Below are 18,592 nucleotides of genomic sequence, written 5' to 3'. Positions count from 1 at the left end.
AGAATGGCTAATGCAAAAGTTGGCGATAAGATTTCCTTTAAACGAGAGGGAAACTCTTTAGAAGGTGTGGTTACGGGAGTAAGGGAAAATTCTGTAATGGTTCAATATGGTGTCTCAAAGGATAAGGATGAACCACTGATTACGATTGTAAATCATAAAAATTACAAAATAACAAAATAATAAGCAACCATAAATATAATACAATTCCCGCAAAAAAATCCCTTTAAACCAAAGGGATTTTTTTGTTTATTGTGTTTTATTCTTTAATCATGATTGCGTTGACCCTTTTCGTTTCTGTTACCAGCTAAATTATTGGCAGTGTTTTTTGCCGCGTCTAATGCATTCATAGCAACGTTCTCAGTTGTTTCTAGAGCACTATGAAGAGTATGAAAGGCAGCACCCGCTGTTTCTTTAATACCTTCTGCAACACCTTTTTGCTTATTTGTTTGGTTAGACATCATGGTTCACCCCCTAAACAGCAATAGGTTATGCAATAATGGCTGGACTATTCAAGTGAAAAAAGTATTTGAGAAAAAATATTTCCATTTAACTTTTTCATTATTAAGGGAATAGTAAAAGTGACACAATGTTGAACCATCTACAAGCATTTAGGAGGTACCAGAATGGAAGAAAATAAAAAAATGGAAAAGCTGCTTCGCGATTATGGCTATCCTGAAAAAGCAATTCCAAGATTAATGCGTGAAATTAGTTCAATGAACTATGATAGGGTGAAGAAGCTCATCCTGCCATATAACGACATGACAGCGGGAAGATCCTAACAAATTTTGGTATTAAACAATAATAATATTATGTAAACTCAAAAGTAAACCAATTTCCAAATAAGCATTCCATAAAACGTTGAAATTTAACATTCAGAAAAAGCTTATCGCAATTTAGACTTCATATTGGAAGATTGGTTTAAAAGTTAAGGTTGTTATCAAATTACTGACATTATAGTTTAGAAAGAAAACAAGCCAGTTTCCTTAGAAACTAGCTTGTTTTCAGCTGGAAGGCTGATATAAACTATCCAGTGTTATTTTTTGATGGATTTGCTATTTTTCAAAAGCAAAAGTTCATGAAGAGAAAAGCTTTGGTGAGTAGAAGAAATAGGCTGTTTTCGCATTGATTGTTGTTTTTGAACAGATTTAATTTTAGAATTTTTACAAAAAGGGGCTGATTCTGACACGGTTTCTCTTGAATTCACCAAACCTGTCTGAATACCCCGCGACCTCACAGTGAGATACAAATAAAATTTGTTTATTTCGTTAGAATTTTTATCTTCTCCTGATAGTAAGTGGACCTGTTTTAAAAACATTTTAACCAGAGGAAGGTAAAATTAGAACTATATAATCATTTTTTTAGTAGAATAAGAAATAACTAGATGTAAGGCTTATCTTTGGAAAGGAATGGATGCACGAATGCAAAAAATTTACTTAGATTACAACGCAAGCACACCGTTGGCTCCTGAAGTGGTTGATGCGATGCAGCCATTGTTGGATGATTTCTATGGGAATCCGTCAGCACTACATTGGGCGGGAAAACCTGTTAAAGAATTTTTACATAAAGCAAGAGAACAAGTAGCAGAGCTAATTGCCTGTTCTCCTAGAGAAATTATTTTTACATCGGGTGGAAGTGAAGCCAATAACCTGGCATTAAAAGGTTTTTATTTTAAAAACCAGCATAAAGGGAATCACATCATTACTTCAAAAATTGAACACCCTGCGATATTGAATCCTTGTAAGTTCCTTGAAAAAGTTGGAGCACAGGTAACTTACGTTGGTGTGGATCAGTATGGGAGAGTTTCTACTGAGGAAATTGAAAAAGCAATAACAAAAGACACGATTCTGATCACCATCATGCATTCCAATAATGAAACAGGCACATTACAGCCGATAAAAGAAATTGGGGAAATAGCTGAAAGGTATGGAATTGCCGTTCATACAGATGCTTCACAATCAGTCGGGAAGGTTCAAGTCGAGGTGAATGAGTTAAAAGTGGATATGCTTTCTATCGCTGGTCATAAACTATATGCACCAAAGGGTGTTGGAGCACTGTTTGTTCGCGATGGTGTTGAGCTTGAACCACTCATTCATGGAGCTGGGCATGAAAATGGACTTCGAGCGGGAACGGAAAACACGTTACTGGCTGTTGGATTAGGGAAAGCATGTGAAATCGCTGGTCATCAAGTAGATAATAATAAACTTAAGGATTTGACAGAATATTTTTGGAAACAATTAAAGGATGAGTTTGGTGACCAGGTTGTCTTAAATGGACATCCGGAGGAACGATTACCGAATACCTTGAATGTGAGTTTTGTAAGAAGGATTGGGCAAGATTTAATAGATAAAATCCCTCAGCTTGCTGCCTCTACTGGTTCTGCCTGTCATGCCGGAAGTATTGAATTATCACCGGTTCTAAAAGAAATGAAGGTGCCTGAAGAAGTTGGAATGGGTGCGATCCGATTTAGTTTAGGCAGAAATACCACGAAGGATGAAATAGATATTGTCCTCAAAGAGTTGAAAGAAATCTTGTAACAAACGATACCTGCAAATCTATCAAATACCGATAGTTTGGAAATTCTTTAAGAAATGCTTAGAAGTGCATAAGAAAAGACCCCATATAGGGTCTCAATAACGAAAAAAATCAGCCAAAGATCGGCTGATTTTTTTGTTTTGAATTATTTTTTATTCAAAATGGTGTGGTTTTCTTTTTGTCCGGATTTTTTTCCTCGAAAAGTACCTTTCTCTTCTTGCCTCATTTGTACAAGCTTCTCATTTTGAAAGATACACCAAAATGGCTCCCGGTTCGATACTTCTTAATAATAAAAAGATAGATTTTATATGCTGCATTAAGTGCTATGATAAATTCACTTAATAATATTTTTACGAAATGTGAGAAAAAATCTTTTTCGGTTCGTTATATATGGTGTAAAAGCTTTTACAAAACCACAAGGGGAATCGGTATATGAAGTCAGATGATACAAATTTTATACAGCGTTTACAGCGACAAAAAGAAGATGCGCTAGAATTTATAGTCGAAAAATATTTACCATTAATCAAGGGGATTACATATAAAGTTCTTGGCCCCCTAAATAACGAAGGTGTCATGGAAGAATGTATAAATGATATTTTTCTTGCAATCTGGAACAATTCTAAGAAGTTTAATGGAGAACATAATGACTTCAAGAACTGGATTTGCACCATTGCGAAGTTTAAGGCTATAGATTATTACAGAAGAGCCAATAAACAAGTAGAAATCTCCTCAGACAAAATAGAATTGAATATGGAAAAGTCCGCAGAAGATGAATTACTTTTAGCGGAAAACCAAAATGAATTAATCAAGTTAATCAATCAATTAGAGCCGGTTGAAAGAGAGATTTTTATTATGAAGTTCTTTCTTGGATTAAAGTCTGAAGATATTTCTGTAAGGCTTGGGATGACCAAGGCTTCTATCGATAACCGAATTTATAGAGGAAAGAAGAAACTTAATAAGAAAGCTACCAACCTTAAATTAGGAGAGAATGGAATATGAGGGATTTTTACGAATTAATAAATGATATTTCGATAGATGCAGATGAATTTGAGGAAATGGAAGTAAGTGAGTTTGAAAAAGCCAAATTGAAAAAAGTTCTAAAAAAATCAATAAACAAGAAAAATAAAGTGAATAGCTTACTTAAGACTGTAGCGGCTGCAGTTATCGTAGTTGGATTATCTGCTGCCACATTTGGAGTAACATTTCCTGCTTACGCAAAAAACATCCCTGTGATTGATGATATTTTTCGCTTTTTTGATCAAAGGGAACTTAGTCTTAATAATAGTAGTAAAGAAAATATCGGTACACAGGAAAAAGAAACTGGACTATTTTATGACTATAAGAAATTCTCCAGCGAAATTAATATGGTGCAGGAGAGTAATGGTATTAAATTTTCGATCATTGACGCCATTTTTGATGGGAAAACAGCTACATTAACATATACCATTGAAAGTGAACAAGAATTAGGTAATGCTGGTATATCCTCCCCAAAAATAGAAGGAATAAATGCTATGGGAGGAACGAGTAACACTACTAAAATAGATGAAAATAAATATGTAGGTATCCTAACAGCGAGTAATCTTGAAAGAAAAAAATTAGCTGTTGCTAACATTGAGTGGAACATCGACAGTATTCAGAACCCGGATAATCAGACTGAAATAAAAGGGGATTGGAAATTTTCTTTTAGTCTAAATGCTATTGATAGTCAAATGAAATTAAGTAACAATAGTTCAGAAAAAAATGGAGTAAAATTGAATTTAGAAAAAATATCTGCCACTCCAATGTCGTTTATCGTGTATTACAATCAAGAAGTTTCTGAGAAGATAGGAAACACCTGGGACAGAGTATATGTTGATTTAGAAATAAAAGATGACTTAGGAAATGTCTATTCTGGTCAAGGTAACGGAGGAATTGGTGACGAGGGAGGTTACAATGCAAGTTGGAGCAAAACATTTGAAAAATTAGACGAGAGGGCAACAAAGCTTTTTATAACCCCTCATGTTTCTTTGAGCGATTACAATTCAGAGAATTATTCCTCTGTCCAAATAACGAATGCTGGCGTAAAGGAAATTCCATTACCAGAGAAATCAGGTAAAGGGAAAAAAGAATTTGTATTAGATGACGTTGTTATTAATTTGAACAAATAGAATTTGAGGGCTGCCTTATTTTGGGCAGTCCTTTGTATTTTTAGAGCTTATTTTACTCAGCAAAATAGGCAGTTACATCAAAAGATACAATCGCATTTTCAAATGATAGCTTCCTTTCTATACGTTTAAATATTGCATTCTACTTTCTCCTAATAAATTTAATTTATTGATAAAAATTTATTAATGTACATGATATTCAAATGATTGGCAATCATCGATTGTTATTTGCGGGGAAAAATAATATAAAAAGGCTCTTGGAGGAGCTGATATAAATGGGAGTGGTTAGGTTGAACTTCAAAAGGTTGAACATATAGGGAACTTTGAATTTCCGCACTGGAACACATCTTGAAACAACAAAACTGTCCAAAGGTGGTGTACTTTTATTGAAAAAGTTAGTCATAATTGCCCTGGCTTTTACTACATTATTTTCCCCAATACACGTACAAGCCGCTGTTGAATTAAAATCAGAGGAAGTTGAGTATATTCAAGTAAGCCGTGAATCCGGAGGTTCTCGTATATTTAAGGAAAGTGATGGATTTGAAGAGGTCATCATCAGAAAGGTTATTGATTTGATAAATGCGGCAACACCAATAAAAGGACAAATTAATCTAGCAATTAATAAACCACTAAGCACCGTAATAAAAATTAAAATGAAAAGCGGTGAAGTTGCGTTAATAGAACCTGCATATAACTGCATCTTTCATAATGAAACAAAAACCTGTACGTTAGCAGATGACGAGGTTATTTTGAACCAGAATAATAAAAATATTCGGCTGAAATCAACTGAGCTTTTTGATTGGCTCCTGATTGGGTGGAAATATGAAAGTGTTGAACCTCCGAAAGATACAAAAGAGTTAATGGTTAATGATATATTAATGCTTTTGTTAGGCGAAGAAATAGAAAAAGCGGTAAGCGATTATTATTCTAAATATCTAACGGAACCTCCTTTGGTCTATCCCTACCAGGTCGATATTGTAAATGTAAAAAGAATTGGCGGGTTTCGTACCTTTCACTTTTTAATTACTTTAGAAACTACACCAGTAGTTGGACCGCATATATCAGTTGGAAAAGATAGGTTGACATTTGAAATAGATCCTACTATTCCTGGGCAAATTAAGTTAATCAAATTCGAACATCTTGAAACACATGCACTTCCCCCGCACTGGCAAAACATAATTAAACAAAATAAAAATCAGTAAAATCATATAGTTATCCATAAATAGTTCTTTTGTTTAATCCAAAAATAATTAAAAACATGTGTTGAAAGAGGGCTTTTATGAAGAAGCTAGTTGTGCTATCCCTTATTGGTATATTGTTTCTCACCGCATTTGCGAAGCCGAACGAAGTCGTTCCCTTTTTGCGATCGGTTGCAAAAGGATTGCCAGAAAATACAAACGTCCCGGTGCTTCTGCCAACTTATTGGAATGATCAACCGAAAAAGCCCAAAAACCATATCGCAGTAAAAGTAAAAGCCTATGAAAATGGCTATGTGATATATTTTTTATCGATGGATAAACCGTATCGGGCAAATGACCCGGCATTATTTCATCCGCGAGAGTCGAGCAGTATCGGAGAACTATCCGGATATGTTGGTAATATGATTCCAAGAGAGCGACCGAGTGATTTTGTTTTTTATAAAAGGAAAGATGGCGTTAAATTATGGATCCAACCGTGGATAAAATCTATCATCTACGCAAAGCGTGGACCTTGGACAATGTATTTTGATGGTGATAAAGGGGATGAGCCGTTCCAACAGGCAGATGAGTTGTTTAAAGTGATGAAGAAAGTAGATTGGCTAAAAAGCAAAAACATTCACGAAGGGGATATCACAATTCTAGGCACGAGACGCGAAGCATATACAAGTATTTCTTGGGAAGCAACTGATGGATTTGTTTATCACTTTTTTTATAAAGGTCCCATTAAGGAAGCGGTAAAAATCGTCCATCATCTAAAATATGTTGAATAAACGTCCTTTAGGGCTTCTTATTTAATAACAGTTTGCAGCCTGCTCCTTCATTTTTTCAATCCTTATACAGAGTGTTCCTGGTTCCTTTCATTAAGAACCTAGAAATCATTATTAATGACGGAGAAACCCATCAAAGAGAAGAGGAACACAAAGGGGCAACCGTAAAAATAATATCTGCTTGATCAGGGTGTGCGGTAACTCGTGAAAATGAAACTATTAAGGTGACTTTTAAATGGAATGATAAAAATGAAGAAAACTTTTTCTTAGAATAAGGTAATAGTATTAGAATGTTTGTTCAACTAACGATTGCCTAATAACATTATCAGTATCAAAACCTTCGAATGGTACACCTTTTATCTTTTAAGTGGAGACATTTTATTAAAACTGTACAGCTAGTATTTGAAAAAAATTACCATTAATAATAACGCCAATGTTCCCTATCCTATAAAGGATAAATATAATTGGAGGTAGTTTTATGGCACAATTAAGAGATATCATGACATCAAATGTTGTTTCAGTTAACGAAACACAAACCGTACAGGAAGCTGCAGCGCTAATGAGCGAATATAATATCGGAGCTATCCCAGTAGTAAATGACAGCAGACAAATAGTTGGAATTGTAACGGATCGTGACATTACCCTTCGTACGACAGCACAAGGAGAAAATGCACAAACACCAGTATCTCAAGTCATGACTGCACAGCAAATCGTACAAGGTACACCTGATATGGATGTTCATCAAGCAGCAAATTTGATGGCAGAGCAGCAAATTCGACGATTGCCTGTAATCGAAAATGGGCAAATAGTAGGTATGGTTGCTTTAGGTGATCTAGCAGTACAAAATCAATATGCAAACGAGGCGGAACAAGCATTACAAAGTATTTCAACTCCTTCAGCCCCTCAACAATAATAAGGGGTTTGTTCCCATATAAAAAATTTTTTAATTAAGCTTTTAACAGTTATCTGATTTAGAAAAGTCATCCCATAACAAAAAGCCCTTCTCAAACCAGAAGGGCTTTGGTTATTGGTTAACTAACTTGTTAGAAAAGAAATTCAATATGATATATATGAAAAAAAGATGAAAAACAAAAAGCCTTAAAAGCAACTCAAAACTGAAAAAAGTTATCTATGATAAATCTTCCGAAACTTACGAAATGGCGAAAAAAGTTAAAGGAATTAAGATTGATTATGTAGGAAAGTAAGAAATCTGTTTTTGGTATAAGTTAATAGGTTAAAGGGACCACCTGTAACTCCTTACTTGTTTTGTTTTTGCTTAAACTTTATCAAAGGTAAAAAATGTGATGTACACGTATGTATAGTAACGTTTATTAGGAATTATTTTCAAGAATAATCTAGTGGATTAAAATTTACTTTTTTTGGAAAACTACCAATAAGGTAGGTGTTCGGTTATGGTAGCAATCGTTCTCTCTATATCATGGATTATTGCTGCCATGAAATTTGGAGATCGTGATTGGAGAAAATATTATCCTTCTATGTTATTTGCTGCGCTAGGGAATGCACTGTATGAAGTCCTTTGTTATAAATATCAACTATGGACTATGGAATCGAATGGGGTAGTTTACTCCATAATCCCAATGCTGTTGCTTATACTAGTTGGTATGCCATTATCAACATGGGTATTTTTATCTAAATACCCATATAAATTAAGTATATATAAAAAAGGCATTTATGTTTCATTTTTCGTATTAGTATTCATTGCTTTAGAGTATGTATCTGTAAGATTAGGCGCCATCTCTTATCAAAATGGATGGAATCTCGGATGGTCATTTTTATTTGTGATAGTAATGTTTATTGTCATAAGAATACATTTTTCAAGACCTATTCTGGCACTAATCATTTCAATTCCTTTTTCCCTGATATTATGCATGATATTCGAAGTTACTTTAGAAAAAATGAAGTAAAGTAAAGAACAAAAGCAACTTAGAGAGAAGTTGCTTTTGTTGGTTTAATTCTAAGAGTTTAGCCTATTAATAATTTTACTGGACCATTCGTGATTTCAGTAAGTTTAGGATTGATGGCAAGGATCTTTGCGTTGACATCTGTTATTCCAAACCCAGCCAATCTTTTTGAGTGCATATCTAAATATTTTTCAGCTGTTTGTTGTGTTTCGAAAATATAAATTCCGCCGGCTACATTTGTTTCTGGACTCTCTGTCCAGATTTTCCACATGAATCCTTCTTCTTCATTAATACTTTTTGCTAACTCAGAAAACGCCTCCGCCATTTCATCTCCGAATGGTCCATTCATTTTAAAATCCACTTGTAATACAAATGCCATTGTCATTCTCCTTTGTTATTTTGTAAAATATGATTCACCTAGAATTTCTTTCTTTTCATAACTGGCTGGTGAAAGCTCTTTTTCAATAAAAGCGTTAATGTCCGATTGTTCAATATCGTACATTACTTCAATTTCTTTCGAAAATAAAAGCTTTTCTTTTTCGAGTAAGCTAGAAAGAGAAGGTTGTTGTTTTGGTTGAAGTTCTTCCATATTTAGAACCTGCTTTAATCCGTCCACATAGGATCCAAACGGACGACCCCCAACAATTTTTACACCTTTATTTTCTTTATTGATCATTATTATAGTTGGAAATCCTCTAACACCTAAGCTTTTTGCAAGACCAAAATCTTCATTTAATATTTGTTGTCCTATTGGTTGGTCTGCTTCATTTACAATCGCTTCACCATCAAGTCCAAGTTGATTTACGATTTCAACCATAACGGATTTATCTGAAATATTATAATTGAATACGAAAAGGGCTTCTCTAGCACGTCGTAAATATTCATAGGCTAATGCATCGTTATGATTTTTTTGAATCAATTTATATACACGGGAAGGCGGGAAGGATGATTGAACGGGATTGTCAATCATGAGTGATCCATCAATTGGCATGCGGGAATATTCCCCTACTTCCCTCCAGTGAGGAGCAACATCTGCAGGTTTATAAATTCCGTTGGCAGGATCAATTGGTCCATCATGCCATTTTTCTAGTAATCCACCCATAACCGTATGAAAATTAAAATAGTGTCCATACTGCTCTTTAAATCGACGTAGAACGGGTTCAATCGCCCAGCAATGAGAGCAAATAGGATCCGTTACATAATAAACTTCAATGAACTTTTTTTGTTGATTAAAATCAATCATCTCCATTTCATCCTCTTCAGCAACTCCACATACACCTGTTTCTAAATCACAAATCATATTATTATTGTTCTTCAATTGATGTTCAATCCTCCTATAATTGTTTGTATTTGCTTTATAATTGTATTTTAGTAAATAATGAAAGAGATCAATACCAATAGTTCCTTCGATTTGTCGTTTATACAACACATTGAAGAAATTGTTTAAAAAGTAGGAGTGACACCAAAATGACTCAATCAAAGACGGATCCCCGAATTCTACGTACACGCAGATTAATTATGGATTCCTTCATTGAACTTTCAGCTAAAAAAGAATTTAAGGATATAACCGTAAAGGATATCACTACAGAGGCAATGATTAATCGTGCCACTTTTTATTATCATTTTGAAGATATATATGACTTATTAGAGAAGGCATTATCAGAAGTATTGTTAGTTAATTTGAATGGTGATTTCTACAAGAATGATAAACTAAATGCAGAAGCGTTCGTTAGTATTTTCACAGCGATCACAAATTTTCAAAAGTCATTATCCAATCGTTGTCATAGAGGATACGAAGATACCATTGCCCGTATTATTAGGGAACAGCTTGAAATCATTTTTTACAAAATGTTAGTAAAACAAAATTCAACGGAAGAGTATGAAGCACAAAAAATTAATGCTGTGATATTAAGCTGGGGGATTTACGGGGCTTCTTTAGAATGGAAACGAAATGGTATGAAGGTACCACCGGAAGAATTTATTAAAGCAGCAATTCCTTATTTAATGTCTGGGATTGATTTTGGTTCTAAGAACTGACAAGTATCGGTTATGACAGGGAAGTAAAAACAATTACTTGTCAATTAGTGATAGATTGTTAAGAAAATGATAGGTTAATTGGTTTAACATTATTTTACTGTTGCTTTTGATGTAAAAAGACATACATAAGTAGGAGGCTATTTTGTGGAAATAGGATTAAGTACGTTTGTAGAAACAACACCGGATGTTGAGACTGATAAGGTCATTAGTCATGCACAACGAATTCGAGAAGTAGTGGATGAAATTGTTTTAGCCGATCAGGTAGGTCTGGATGTCTTTGGAGTAGGAGAGCATCATCGCGAAGATTATGCTGCCTCATCACCTGCTGTCGTGCTCGCTGCCGCGGCGTCACAAACAAACAGGATTCGTTTGACCAGTGCAGTTACCGTTCTTTCTTCTGACGATCCTGTACGAGTTTTTCAGGATTTTGCCACGCTTGACGCTATCTCAAATGGACGTGCTGAAATCATGGCAGGAAGAGGATCCTTTATCGAATCATTTCCGTTGTTTGGATATGATTTAAAGGACTATGATCAATTATTCGAAGAGAAGCTGGAGCTGCTGTTAAAAATAACAGCGTCTGAGAAAGTAACCTGGCTAGGCGGACACCGACCAGCCATAAATAATTTGGGTGTGTATCCAAGACCAGTTCAGGATCCACTGCCAGTGTGGATAGGCAGCGGAGGCAATCAGGAATCTGTCATTCGTGCAGGTCTGCTCGGTTTGCCGCTTGTTTTAGCAATTATTGGAGGAAGTCCACAGCATTTCGCTCCTCTTGTAAAGCTCTATAAGAAAGCAGCTGAACAAGCAGGTCATGATGCGTCAAAACTACCGATTGCCTCGCATTCACATGGTTTTGTTGGGGAAAGTACAGAAGAAGCGGCTGCGAAGTTTTTCCCTTCTACCCAACAGGCGATGAACAAATTAGGTCGTGAGCGTGGATGGGGAAGGTATGACCAAACAACTTTCGACTCGGCTCGTAGTTTACATGGTGCCTTGTATGTAGGTGATCCCCAAACAGTCGCGGAAAAAATCATTAACCTGCGAAAGAATGTAGGAATAACTCGCTTTATGCTCCACTGCCCAGTAGGCACTATGCCTCATGAGGATGTTATGAGATCCATCGAACTATTAGGAAAAGAAGTGGCGCCGATTGTTCGTGAAGAAGTAGCTAAGTGGGAAAAGGAAAACGAAGGAAAGTTGTAGAGCAAAACGGGGAATGGAAAATTTTTGATGGACATGTGAATAGGAGGGGAAGTATGATTAATGGGTACACGAGTGAGTTGCATAATTATGAAGGACCTGATCTAATATAATGATGAGAGGGGTTTCCCCAATGAAACAAGCTTTGTTAGTCATTGATGCACAACAGGAATTGATTGAAGGAAATGAAAATGAGAGTAGTGTTTTTAAAAAAGAGGAACTCTTGAACGCTATTAACTTGGTTATTGAAAAAGCAAGAGAATCGGAAGCATTATTCGTTTTTGTGAGAGATAAAGATGTGGCAGGCGGAGAGGGACAAGGTTTTCAAGTCCACCAGAAAATTAACATCCCTCCCACTTCGGTGATATTTGATAAAAAAGCGACCAATTCATTTTATGGTACAACTTTGCTAGATTACTTGAAAGATCATGAAATTGAACATCTTGTTATCATGGGATGTCAAACAGAGTATTGTATTGATTCTGCTGTGAGAACCGCAACAATCAATGGATTTGATGTAACATTAGTAGCAGATGGCCATTCGACAAAAGACTCAACTGTTCTGTCCGCTGAACAAATCATAGGTCATCATAATAAAACATTGCATGGGCATTACAATGTCGACAACTTTGCAGTTGTTCGAAAAAGTGAGGAAGATTTGTTTGAACCCATTCATAATAATTACCGATAAAAACTAATAGACAAACAAATTTATTACAAATTTTTTGGATGGATTAGATACAGAACGTTTTGATTAAGAAATAGAGTAGGCTGAAATGTGTTGTTGTACTAACAGTATCTAGGGATTTTTAAACATGCAGATGGTTAATTGTTTATTAATTTGCAATGTTTTCTTATTGGAAGGAGCTTGGAATCCCAAGCTCCTTATTTTATTTCACTAAAGAGCGCGTTTGTTTTCGTGTTAACTTAATACAGAATAAATCTAAAAGTATAATCATTTTCAATACCTAAACTAAATAGTACAAAAGACATAAGGTTATTTCTAATAGCATATTATTTGATTATCGTAGCATTATCTTGTTAGTGAGGGGGGATAGTACGTGTTGTTTGATTGTCATCGAAGGGAGGACATAATTGAAAATCAAAGAATTTTTAATCAATGCTATTACGAAAGGTATGTTAATTGGTGTATTAGTAATGGCTTTATTCTTTGGAGTTAAAAACGTCCTGGCAGAAAACGACACTTGCAATTAACATCAACCCAAACTTTATTGATGTTCTAAAAGAATTAATTCAGCCCTAAATCATGACGAATGAAAAAATCTCTTAATCTCTTTTTGGTCGCGAAGCCATCTAAGTCAGCTATCTTCCTTAATATGAGGGTTGCAGCTGGGGTTCGAAAAACATAACAACTGATTAAATAGAAGAAATATATAATAAAGGAACTATTAAAGGGGGGAAACACGATTGAAAACATTTTTAAGCGCCATACCATTATCATTACAACATTTGTTTGCGATGTTTGGTGCAACCGTTTTGGTGCCAGCACTCACCGGTCTTGATCCAGGAAGTGCACTTATTGCCAGTGGTGTAGGTACATTGATTTTCCACCTCATTACACGCGGAAGGGTTCCTACTTATTTAGGTTCATCCTTTGCCTTTATTGCTCCACTTGCGTTGTATGTGGGGAAGTTGGATTCACCGGGTCAAGCCGTCGCTGGTCTTATCAGCGTATCCGTAGTTTATGCGCTGGTATCACTTGTCATTGCAACCGTTGGCTTTGATAAAGTGCGAAAGGCAATTCCACCAGTCGTCGTCGGACCGGTTGTCAGCATTATCGGGCTTTCCTTGGCGACAACGGCTGTCACCAATATGGCGGCGACACACTGGGACGCTGCCATCGTGAGTCTTCTTGCAGCAATTATCGCGACGCTTGCTGGTACAAAGGTGATCCGCCTCTTGCCAATCATCTTCGGACTTTTAATCGGGTATGTTTATTCCGCTGTGCGCGGCTATGTTGATTTTCAAAACATTGCAGATGCACCAATTTTCGTGCTCCCACATTTTGTGATGCCAGAGTTTACATGGGTTGTCATCCTTGGCATGGCACCGATTGCACTTGTTACCATCATTGAAGACTTAGGTCATATGTTTGTATTAAACGAGATCACTGGAAAAGACGTCACAAAAAATCCTGGCTTCGGGCGTATTCTTTTGGGTAATGGTCTTGCCACCCTTTTCTCCGGATTCATCGGCGGACCGGCGCAAACCACTTATGCTGAAAACCTCGGTGTTCTAGCCATCACACGCCAGTTTTCCAGTAGGATCATACAAGGCGCTGCTGTTCTTTCGATTCTTCTTGGCTTGTTCGGTAAAGTTGGAGCTGTTATCCAATCCATACCAGTTGCAGTGATGGGCGGCATATGTATCCTATTGTTTGGTATGATCGCCGCAATGGGGATCCGGCACCTTATTGAGGAAAAAGTGAGTCTGGCTAATATGAAAAATTTGGTCATTGTCGCGATTATCTTCATCATCGGAGTTGGATATGCTCATAATGGTATCGCCTACGCTACCATTGCCGGATTGCTCATCCATTGGCTCGTACCCAATTTTACGACAAAGAACGAAAGTTAAAATGAAAAAGCCATTCCAAAATTGCAGAGGAATGGCTTTTTCATTTGTAGTTCAACAACTCAGTCATAGTAAGAATGTTTAATAAAATGCAATTAACAGAATGTGATATTTTTTGTCTCTTAAAGATTGAGAAGAAATGTACTTAAACTTAAAATCGTAATGACTATATAAAAGTTGATGGATAAAAACAATTTTTCTGTAGAAAATACTCCTATTAAATTCTAATTAGGAGTGTATTTATGGAACAAACACTTTATGAAAAAGTAGGCGGAGAAGAAGCGATTGCAAAAGTCGTGGACTATTTTTACTCCGAGTTGGTTCTTAAGGATGATACAGTTAATCATTTTTTTAAAGATACGGATATGGAAAAACAACGCCGTCATCAGTCAAAATTTATTAGTTTTGCATTAGGCGGTCCAAAGCAATATACTGGACAATCTATGGCAAAAGCTCACGAAGGGATGAATCTCCAACCAGCCCATTATAATGCTATTGAAAAACATCTTCACGATGCTCTTGCTCACTTTGGAGTAGATGAAAAAGACATTGATATAGCTTTAACTAAAGTAGCAACTCTAAAAGACGATATATTGTATAAATAACTGTTATTCTGCTAAGGAATTTTTGAATGGAAGATCGAGTTGCCATTAAAGGTAGCTTTTTCTTTTTGAACAAAAGGATCAGGATAGAGGGGTAGGGATTATTTAACTTCCCTTAACCCCTTCCCTTCAAGAATCTCTTGAATTCCTTCTTCACAAACTCCATATGACCTCCAGGAGCAAGTTTTACATACACTTTGAATATCGGAGGGGACGATATATCTTCGGATGAGAAGCTCTATGTCCTTCCAATTCAGAATTTGTCCGATGTTAAGCCCTAATTTCTCTAAAATAACTGCATCTCTTTCATAAATATTGTCATCTTGGCAATGGTATTCACCTGAGTTTGGGTACTTTTCACACAACTGATCGGGACCCTTTACAAGTTGAATTCTTGTCTTGGGGTTGTCCCTCAAGGTTTGATGCAGGCTTGTCATATTTTCAACGTATTCTTGGGAATAGCCCATTCCCCGATAGCCCAAAAGGCAAAAAAGATGATGACCTCTCAGCTTATACATAATTTCCCCTCATTCCAGGTTCGGTTAAATACTAAGGTTAACCAAAATAATTAACTAGTTAACGAATTGTATTTATCATAACATATCATATGTAATCCATTGAGAATTTTTTATCACTAACGTGGTGGAATCACCGATGCGGATGGTCGATAGGATGCCTTTTCTCAATAAAAGAGTGGACAAATCTAATCCACTCTTCTATTATTTCTTGAGAATAATTTTACATCTGAAACATTATTTGGTATAACTGAAGTCCCATTAAAATCCCTATCTTGGGTAAGATTTTCAAGTCTCCTTATTGCTTCATTAAACTCCTCCACAGTCATTTGTTTAGTTGCGAGCAGGGAAGTAAGGATGGCAAATGCAATTGGAGTCGTATCAACAAATACGTCTACTTGCACATCTACATCAGAATTGCCACTTTGTCCTATCGTATTAATGTTTTCACTGTTAATCCTTACATCATCTTTTTCGAAAGCAAGAGATTCAGAGGTGTTATTATTCGTCTTTGAGTTTTGCCAACCAGGAAGGATTTGCCTGTTCCTACCTCTGTATTTTCCCATTATTTCCACCTATCCTTATTAAGGGTGGAATACATTTATCCCACCCTCAATGGTTAATTACAAATCAACATCCACATCTGTATTTTGGTCTTGATCGTTGTCTTGGTCTTGATCAGATCTTACTCGTGCATTACTTCTGCTATTTAGTACAATATCTACGCGAGAATTTCCTGAGTTATTGATTGTCGCTCTCGCAACATTTGTATTTTTGTCAGTATTACGTACTACTGCATCTGCATCTGATTCTGATTGGTTGCGGACATCGTTTTCAAAATCAGTATTGACATCAACATTTACGTTCGTGTCATTACGGCGGTTTCTTCCTGAATTTCTTCTTGCCATTTTTGTAATCCCCCTAAATTTTTAAAATTTATTAATAGAGTTTAAGAAATATTTATAAAATATCTTAAAAATCAACATCCACATCGGTATTTTGTTCTTGATCATTTTCTTGCTCTTGATCAGATCTTACTCGTGAATTACTATTGCTATTTAGTCTAATATCTACGCGAGAATTTCCTGAGTCATTGATTGTCGCTCTCGCAACATTTGTATTTTTGTCAGTATTACGTACTTCCGCATCTGCATCAGAATCTGATTGGTTGCGAATATCGTTTTCAAAATCATTATTTATATCAACATTAACGTTTGTGTCGGTATTATTACGGCGGTTTCTTCCTGAACGTGCCATATTATTATTTTCTCTTCTTGCCATTTTGTAATCCCCCAAAAATTTTAGATTAATTTATAGAGTTTAAGAAATATCGATTAGAATATCTCTTGAAAATCAACCAACACCCACATCAGTATCTTGGTCTTGATCATTGTCTTGCTCTTGATCAGTTCTAACACGAGCATTGCTGCGGCTGTTTAATACAACATTGACACGAGCATTTCCTGAGTCGTTGACAGTTGCTCTCGCAACATTTGTGTTTCTGTCTGTATTACGTACTTCTGCATCTGCCTCTGATTCTGAACGGTTGCGAACATCGTTTTCGAAATCAGTATCTACATCAATATCTATGTTATTGTTATTGTTATTTCTATTGTTATTGTTGTTCCTATTGTTGTTGTTGTTGTTATTAGATGTTCTAAACCCACATTGATTTCCTCGATTATCAAATTTTTTCTCAATCAATCTAATCCACCCCTTTTCCTTTACCTGTTAAACAGTTTATTCTTCAAATGTATTAAGGAATGGACAAATTACCGAGGGACAAACACCTTTTTTATTTTATGAATCAATTTAATACATCATGTTTTTCCACTAACGATTCAGGTGTTCAAGAAGAAAACACAATTCTTTGTGTCGCTCTTGAGATAGATAGCGACTAAAAAAAACTACCTTGTTCAGGTAGTCTTTTCAGATAAACGTTTTAAAATTATAATGTACTTTTAATATTATTGAATTATTTATACATTTCATTTTCTAAAATAATCACATTTTCATTGAAAGAGGTACTAGCAACATGTTTCGTGTTTTCAACTAACCGAAAAATATTATCACAGCATTGTTTAGCACCTTTTACTAATAACGGTACACCAATAAAGTCAATTTTCAATCCTCTGGAGAAAAATCCCCCTATTGACATAGCAATTGGAACAGTTGGTGATGTATTGGAGAGAACTATTTTTTCATCAAAATGATATTTTTCTTGTAAAAGTAAAGTCAATTCTTTTAATGCTGGGACAACAAGTTTACTCCTTTTCCGTCCTATTGTATAAACTGAGTTGCCGTCTTCATCATTCCCGTGAAAAATGATTTTTCCAAAATCCTCATTCGTTAATTGATTGAAATATTTTACATTTAATATTTCTTCCGTGGTTAGTTTTCGTTCCGATTGAGGTAGTTGTTTTAAATGATATGCAGCAGCCAAAGAAGTGGTATGTGTCCCTCCATAATCATTATAAATATAAATCAAAGAAACCATCCTTTATCATCATTATTTTTATTTTTATTATGGGCATATATTCTATTTTAGATTCGAACTGAGGAAAACCAAACATTCATATTATACTTTGCGTTATTTTTAGTGTTTCATATAATAAAATTTCAAAAATAATTGTATGTTTGTCCAAACATTTAAATTCCTTTTGAATTTACTGAAATCAAAAGGAGGTGCAAAATAATGAATAATGACGTTGTTTCTATTGGAGCAAATTGTGTAGTAAGAATTGGGAATCGGTTCTTTCTACTGGTAGAAATTGAAGTTGAAGTTATAGACTTAGAGGAATTTGTTTTTATCCGAATTTCTGAGCAGGAGTTTAGAACGTTAATAAGAGCGGGTGTCCAACGTTGTACAATTGCAGACCGTATTCCACGTAATAATGCAGAATTCATATGCGTTTTAATAGAAAATGGTCGAGCATTTTTGGTTTTCGACGTAGAAAATAATGAAGACGAAGCTGTACTTGTTAGAATTTCATTATCAAGAGCAGAGGAGTTAATCCGTAGAGGAGCAATGAGATGTACTGTAATTAATAGATAAAGAAAAAGTTATTATGTTTCT

Annotated in this window: 24 protein-coding genes; 15 read left to right on the top strand and 9 right to left on the bottom strand. The window is 35.5% G+C overall.

Going from position 1 to position 18,592, the window contains the following annotated elements; genetic code table 11:
* The first annotated feature begins 3 nt into the window (after window positions 1–3).
* Window positions 4–180, top strand: a complete 177-nt coding sequence (locus TR08_RS31110) for a DUF2187 family protein (protein ID WP_081954506.1) — start codon at window positions 4–6, stop codon at window positions 178–180.
* A gap of 83 nt (window positions 181–263) precedes the next feature.
* On the opposite strand, the gene TR08_RS15530 is transcribed toward TR08_RS31110, so the two are convergent.
* The gene (locus TR08_RS15530; protein WP_045519684.1) at window positions 264–458 is read right to left on the bottom strand and encodes a hypothetical protein; all 195 of its coding nucleotides are present in this window, start codon (window positions 456–458) and stop codon (window positions 264–266) included.
* A 165-nt stretch (window positions 459–623) separates the two neighbouring features.
* Here TR08_RS15530 and TR08_RS32585 point away from each other — a divergent pair, with 165 nt between their 5' ends.
* The 8 genes from TR08_RS32585 to TR08_RS15495 all read left to right on the top strand — a co-directional run bounded on the left by TR08_RS32585 (window position 624) and on the right by TR08_RS15495 (window position 8,567).
* Window positions 624–779: a hypothetical protein gene (locus TR08_RS32585; RefSeq protein WP_193747758.1), complete on the top strand. Its 156-nt coding sequence runs from the start codon at window positions 624–626 to the stop codon at window positions 777–779.
* A 639-nt stretch (window positions 780–1,418) separates the two neighbouring features.
* The gene (locus tag TR08_RS15525; protein WP_045519591.1) at window positions 1,419–2,534 is read left to right on the top strand and encodes a cysteine desulfurase family protein; all 1,116 of its coding nucleotides are present in this window, start codon (window positions 1,419–1,421) and stop codon (window positions 2,532–2,534) included.
* A gap of 430 nt (window positions 2,535–2,964) precedes the next feature.
* Window positions 2,965–3,531 (top strand): sigma-70 family RNA polymerase sigma factor, encoded by a 567-nt coding sequence (locus TR08_RS15520; protein ID WP_045519589.1) that lies wholly within the window; start codon window positions 2,965–2,967, stop codon window positions 3,529–3,531.
* Complete coding sequence (locus tag TR08_RS15515; RefSeq protein WP_045519587.1) at window positions 3,528–4,679, top strand: DUF4179 domain-containing protein; 1,152 nt, start codon at window positions 3,528–3,530, stop codon at window positions 4,677–4,679. Before TR08_RS15520 ends, TR08_RS15515 begins: the two co-directional genes overlap by 4 nt.
* A 383-nt stretch (window positions 4,680–5,062) precedes the next feature.
* The gene (locus TR08_RS30350; protein ID WP_052427481.1) at window positions 5,063–5,878 is read left to right on the top strand and encodes a DUF3888 domain-containing protein; all 816 of its coding nucleotides are present in this window, start codon (window positions 5,063–5,065) and stop codon (window positions 5,876–5,878) included.
* Window positions 5,879–5,955: 77 nt separating this feature from the next.
* On the top strand, window positions 5,956–6,645 hold the full coding sequence (locus TR08_RS15505; protein WP_045519585.1) for a hypothetical protein: 690 nt from the start codon (window positions 5,956–5,958) through the stop codon (window positions 6,643–6,645).
* 475 nt (window positions 6,646–7,120) lie between these two features.
* A complete protein-coding gene (locus tag TR08_RS15500) occupies window positions 7,121–7,555 on the top strand; it encodes a CBS domain-containing protein (protein WP_045519583.1) in 435 nt (144 codons plus the stop codon).
* Window positions 7,556–8,054: 499 nt separating this feature from the next.
* Window positions 8,055–8,567 (top strand): CBO0543 family protein, encoded by a 513-nt coding sequence (locus tag TR08_RS15495; RefSeq protein WP_045519581.1) that lies wholly within the window; start codon window positions 8,055–8,057, stop codon window positions 8,565–8,567.
* A 58-nt stretch (window positions 8,568–8,625) separates the two neighbouring features.
* Here TR08_RS15495 and TR08_RS15490 read toward each other — a convergent pair whose 3' ends face one another.
* Both TR08_RS15490 and TR08_RS15485 read right to left on the bottom strand, forming a co-directional pair.
* The gene (locus TR08_RS15490; RefSeq protein WP_045519579.1) at window positions 8,626–8,943 is read right to left on the bottom strand and encodes a monooxygenase; all 318 of its coding nucleotides are present in this window, start codon (window positions 8,941–8,943) and stop codon (window positions 8,626–8,628) included.
* A gap of 15 nt (window positions 8,944–8,958) precedes the next feature.
* Window positions 8,959–9,864, bottom strand: a complete 906-nt coding sequence (locus TR08_RS15485; RefSeq protein ID WP_045519577.1) for a DsbA family protein — start codon at window positions 9,862–9,864, stop codon at window positions 8,959–8,961.
* 167 nt (window positions 9,865–10,031) lie between these two features.
* On the opposite strand from TR08_RS15485, the gene TR08_RS15480 reads away from it, so the two are divergent.
* The 5 genes from TR08_RS15480 (at window position 10,032) to TR08_RS15460 (ending at window position 15,004) form a co-directional block, all read left to right on the top strand.
* Complete coding sequence (locus TR08_RS15480) at window positions 10,032–10,601, top strand: TetR/AcrR family transcriptional regulator (RefSeq protein WP_045519575.1); 570 nt, start codon at window positions 10,032–10,034, stop codon at window positions 10,599–10,601.
* 144 nt (window positions 10,602–10,745) lie between these two features.
* Window positions 10,746–11,807 (top strand): LLM class flavin-dependent oxidoreductase, encoded by a 1,062-nt coding sequence (locus TR08_RS15475; protein ID WP_045519573.1) that lies wholly within the window; start codon window positions 10,746–10,748, stop codon window positions 11,805–11,807.
* 130 nt (window positions 11,808–11,937) lie between these two features.
* Window positions 11,938–12,495, top strand: coding sequence for a cysteine hydrolase family protein (locus tag TR08_RS15470; RefSeq protein WP_045519570.1), 558 nt, complete (start codon window positions 11,938–11,940; stop codon window positions 12,493–12,495).
* 737 nt (window positions 12,496–13,232) lie between these two features.
* Window positions 13,233–14,402: a uracil-xanthine permease family protein gene (locus tag TR08_RS15465; protein WP_045519568.1), complete on the top strand. Its 1,170-nt coding sequence runs from the start codon at window positions 13,233–13,235 to the stop codon at window positions 14,400–14,402.
* A gap of 239 nt (window positions 14,403–14,641) precedes the next feature.
* A complete protein-coding gene (locus TR08_RS15460; protein ID WP_045519566.1) occupies window positions 14,642–15,004 on the top strand; it encodes a group I truncated hemoglobin in 363 nt (120 codons plus the stop codon).
* Window positions 15,005–15,102: 98 nt separating this feature from the next.
* Here TR08_RS15460 and TR08_RS15455 read toward each other — a convergent pair whose 3' ends face one another.
* The 6 genes from TR08_RS15455 to TR08_RS15430 form a co-directional block, all read right to left on the bottom strand.
* Window positions 15,103–15,519: a DUF1284 domain-containing protein gene (locus tag TR08_RS15455; RefSeq protein ID WP_045519564.1), complete on the bottom strand. Its 417-nt coding sequence runs from the start codon at window positions 15,517–15,519 to the stop codon at window positions 15,103–15,105.
* Between the two features lie 185 nt (window positions 15,520–15,704).
* A complete protein-coding gene (locus tag TR08_RS15450) occupies window positions 15,705–16,082 on the bottom strand; it encodes a hypothetical protein (protein WP_238579153.1) in 378 nt (125 codons plus the stop codon).
* A 57-nt stretch (window positions 16,083–16,139) separates the two neighbouring features.
* Entirely contained in the window at window positions 16,140–16,424 is a 285-nt protein-coding gene (locus TR08_RS15445; protein WP_045519562.1) for a hypothetical protein, read from the bottom strand.
* Window positions 16,425–16,488: 64 nt separating this feature from the next.
* Complete coding sequence (locus tag TR08_RS15440) at window positions 16,489–16,797, bottom strand: hypothetical protein (RefSeq protein WP_045519556.1); 309 nt, start codon at window positions 16,795–16,797, stop codon at window positions 16,489–16,491.
* 72 nt (window positions 16,798–16,869) lie between these two features.
* Window positions 16,870–17,220 carry a hypothetical protein gene (locus tag TR08_RS32030; RefSeq protein ID WP_052427480.1) on the bottom strand — a complete coding sequence of 117 codons (351 nt, stop codon included), beginning with the start codon at window positions 17,218–17,220 and terminating at the stop codon, window positions 16,870–16,872.
* Window positions 17,221–17,491: 271 nt separating this feature from the next.
* Complete coding sequence (locus TR08_RS15430) at window positions 17,492–18,004, bottom strand: DUF3189 family protein (RefSeq protein WP_045519554.1); 513 nt, start codon at window positions 18,002–18,004, stop codon at window positions 17,492–17,494.
* 207 nt (window positions 18,005–18,211) lie between these two features.
* Here TR08_RS15430 and TR08_RS15425 point away from each other — a divergent pair, with 207 nt between their 5' ends.
* Window positions 18,212–18,571, top strand: a complete 360-nt coding sequence (locus TR08_RS15425; protein WP_045519553.1) for a hypothetical protein — start codon at window positions 18,212–18,214, stop codon at window positions 18,569–18,571.
* The last annotated feature ends 21 nt before the right edge of the window (window positions 18,572–18,592 follow it).

Origin of the sequence: Neobacillus niacini (assembly GCF_000759675.1) — a bacterium.
Classification (GTDB): Bacteria; Bacillota; Bacilli; order Bacillales; family Cytobacillaceae; genus Neobacillus; species Neobacillus niacini_A.
The sequence above is the reverse complement of the archived record's forward strand: the minus strand, read 5'-3'. Positions and strand labels throughout refer to the sequence as shown.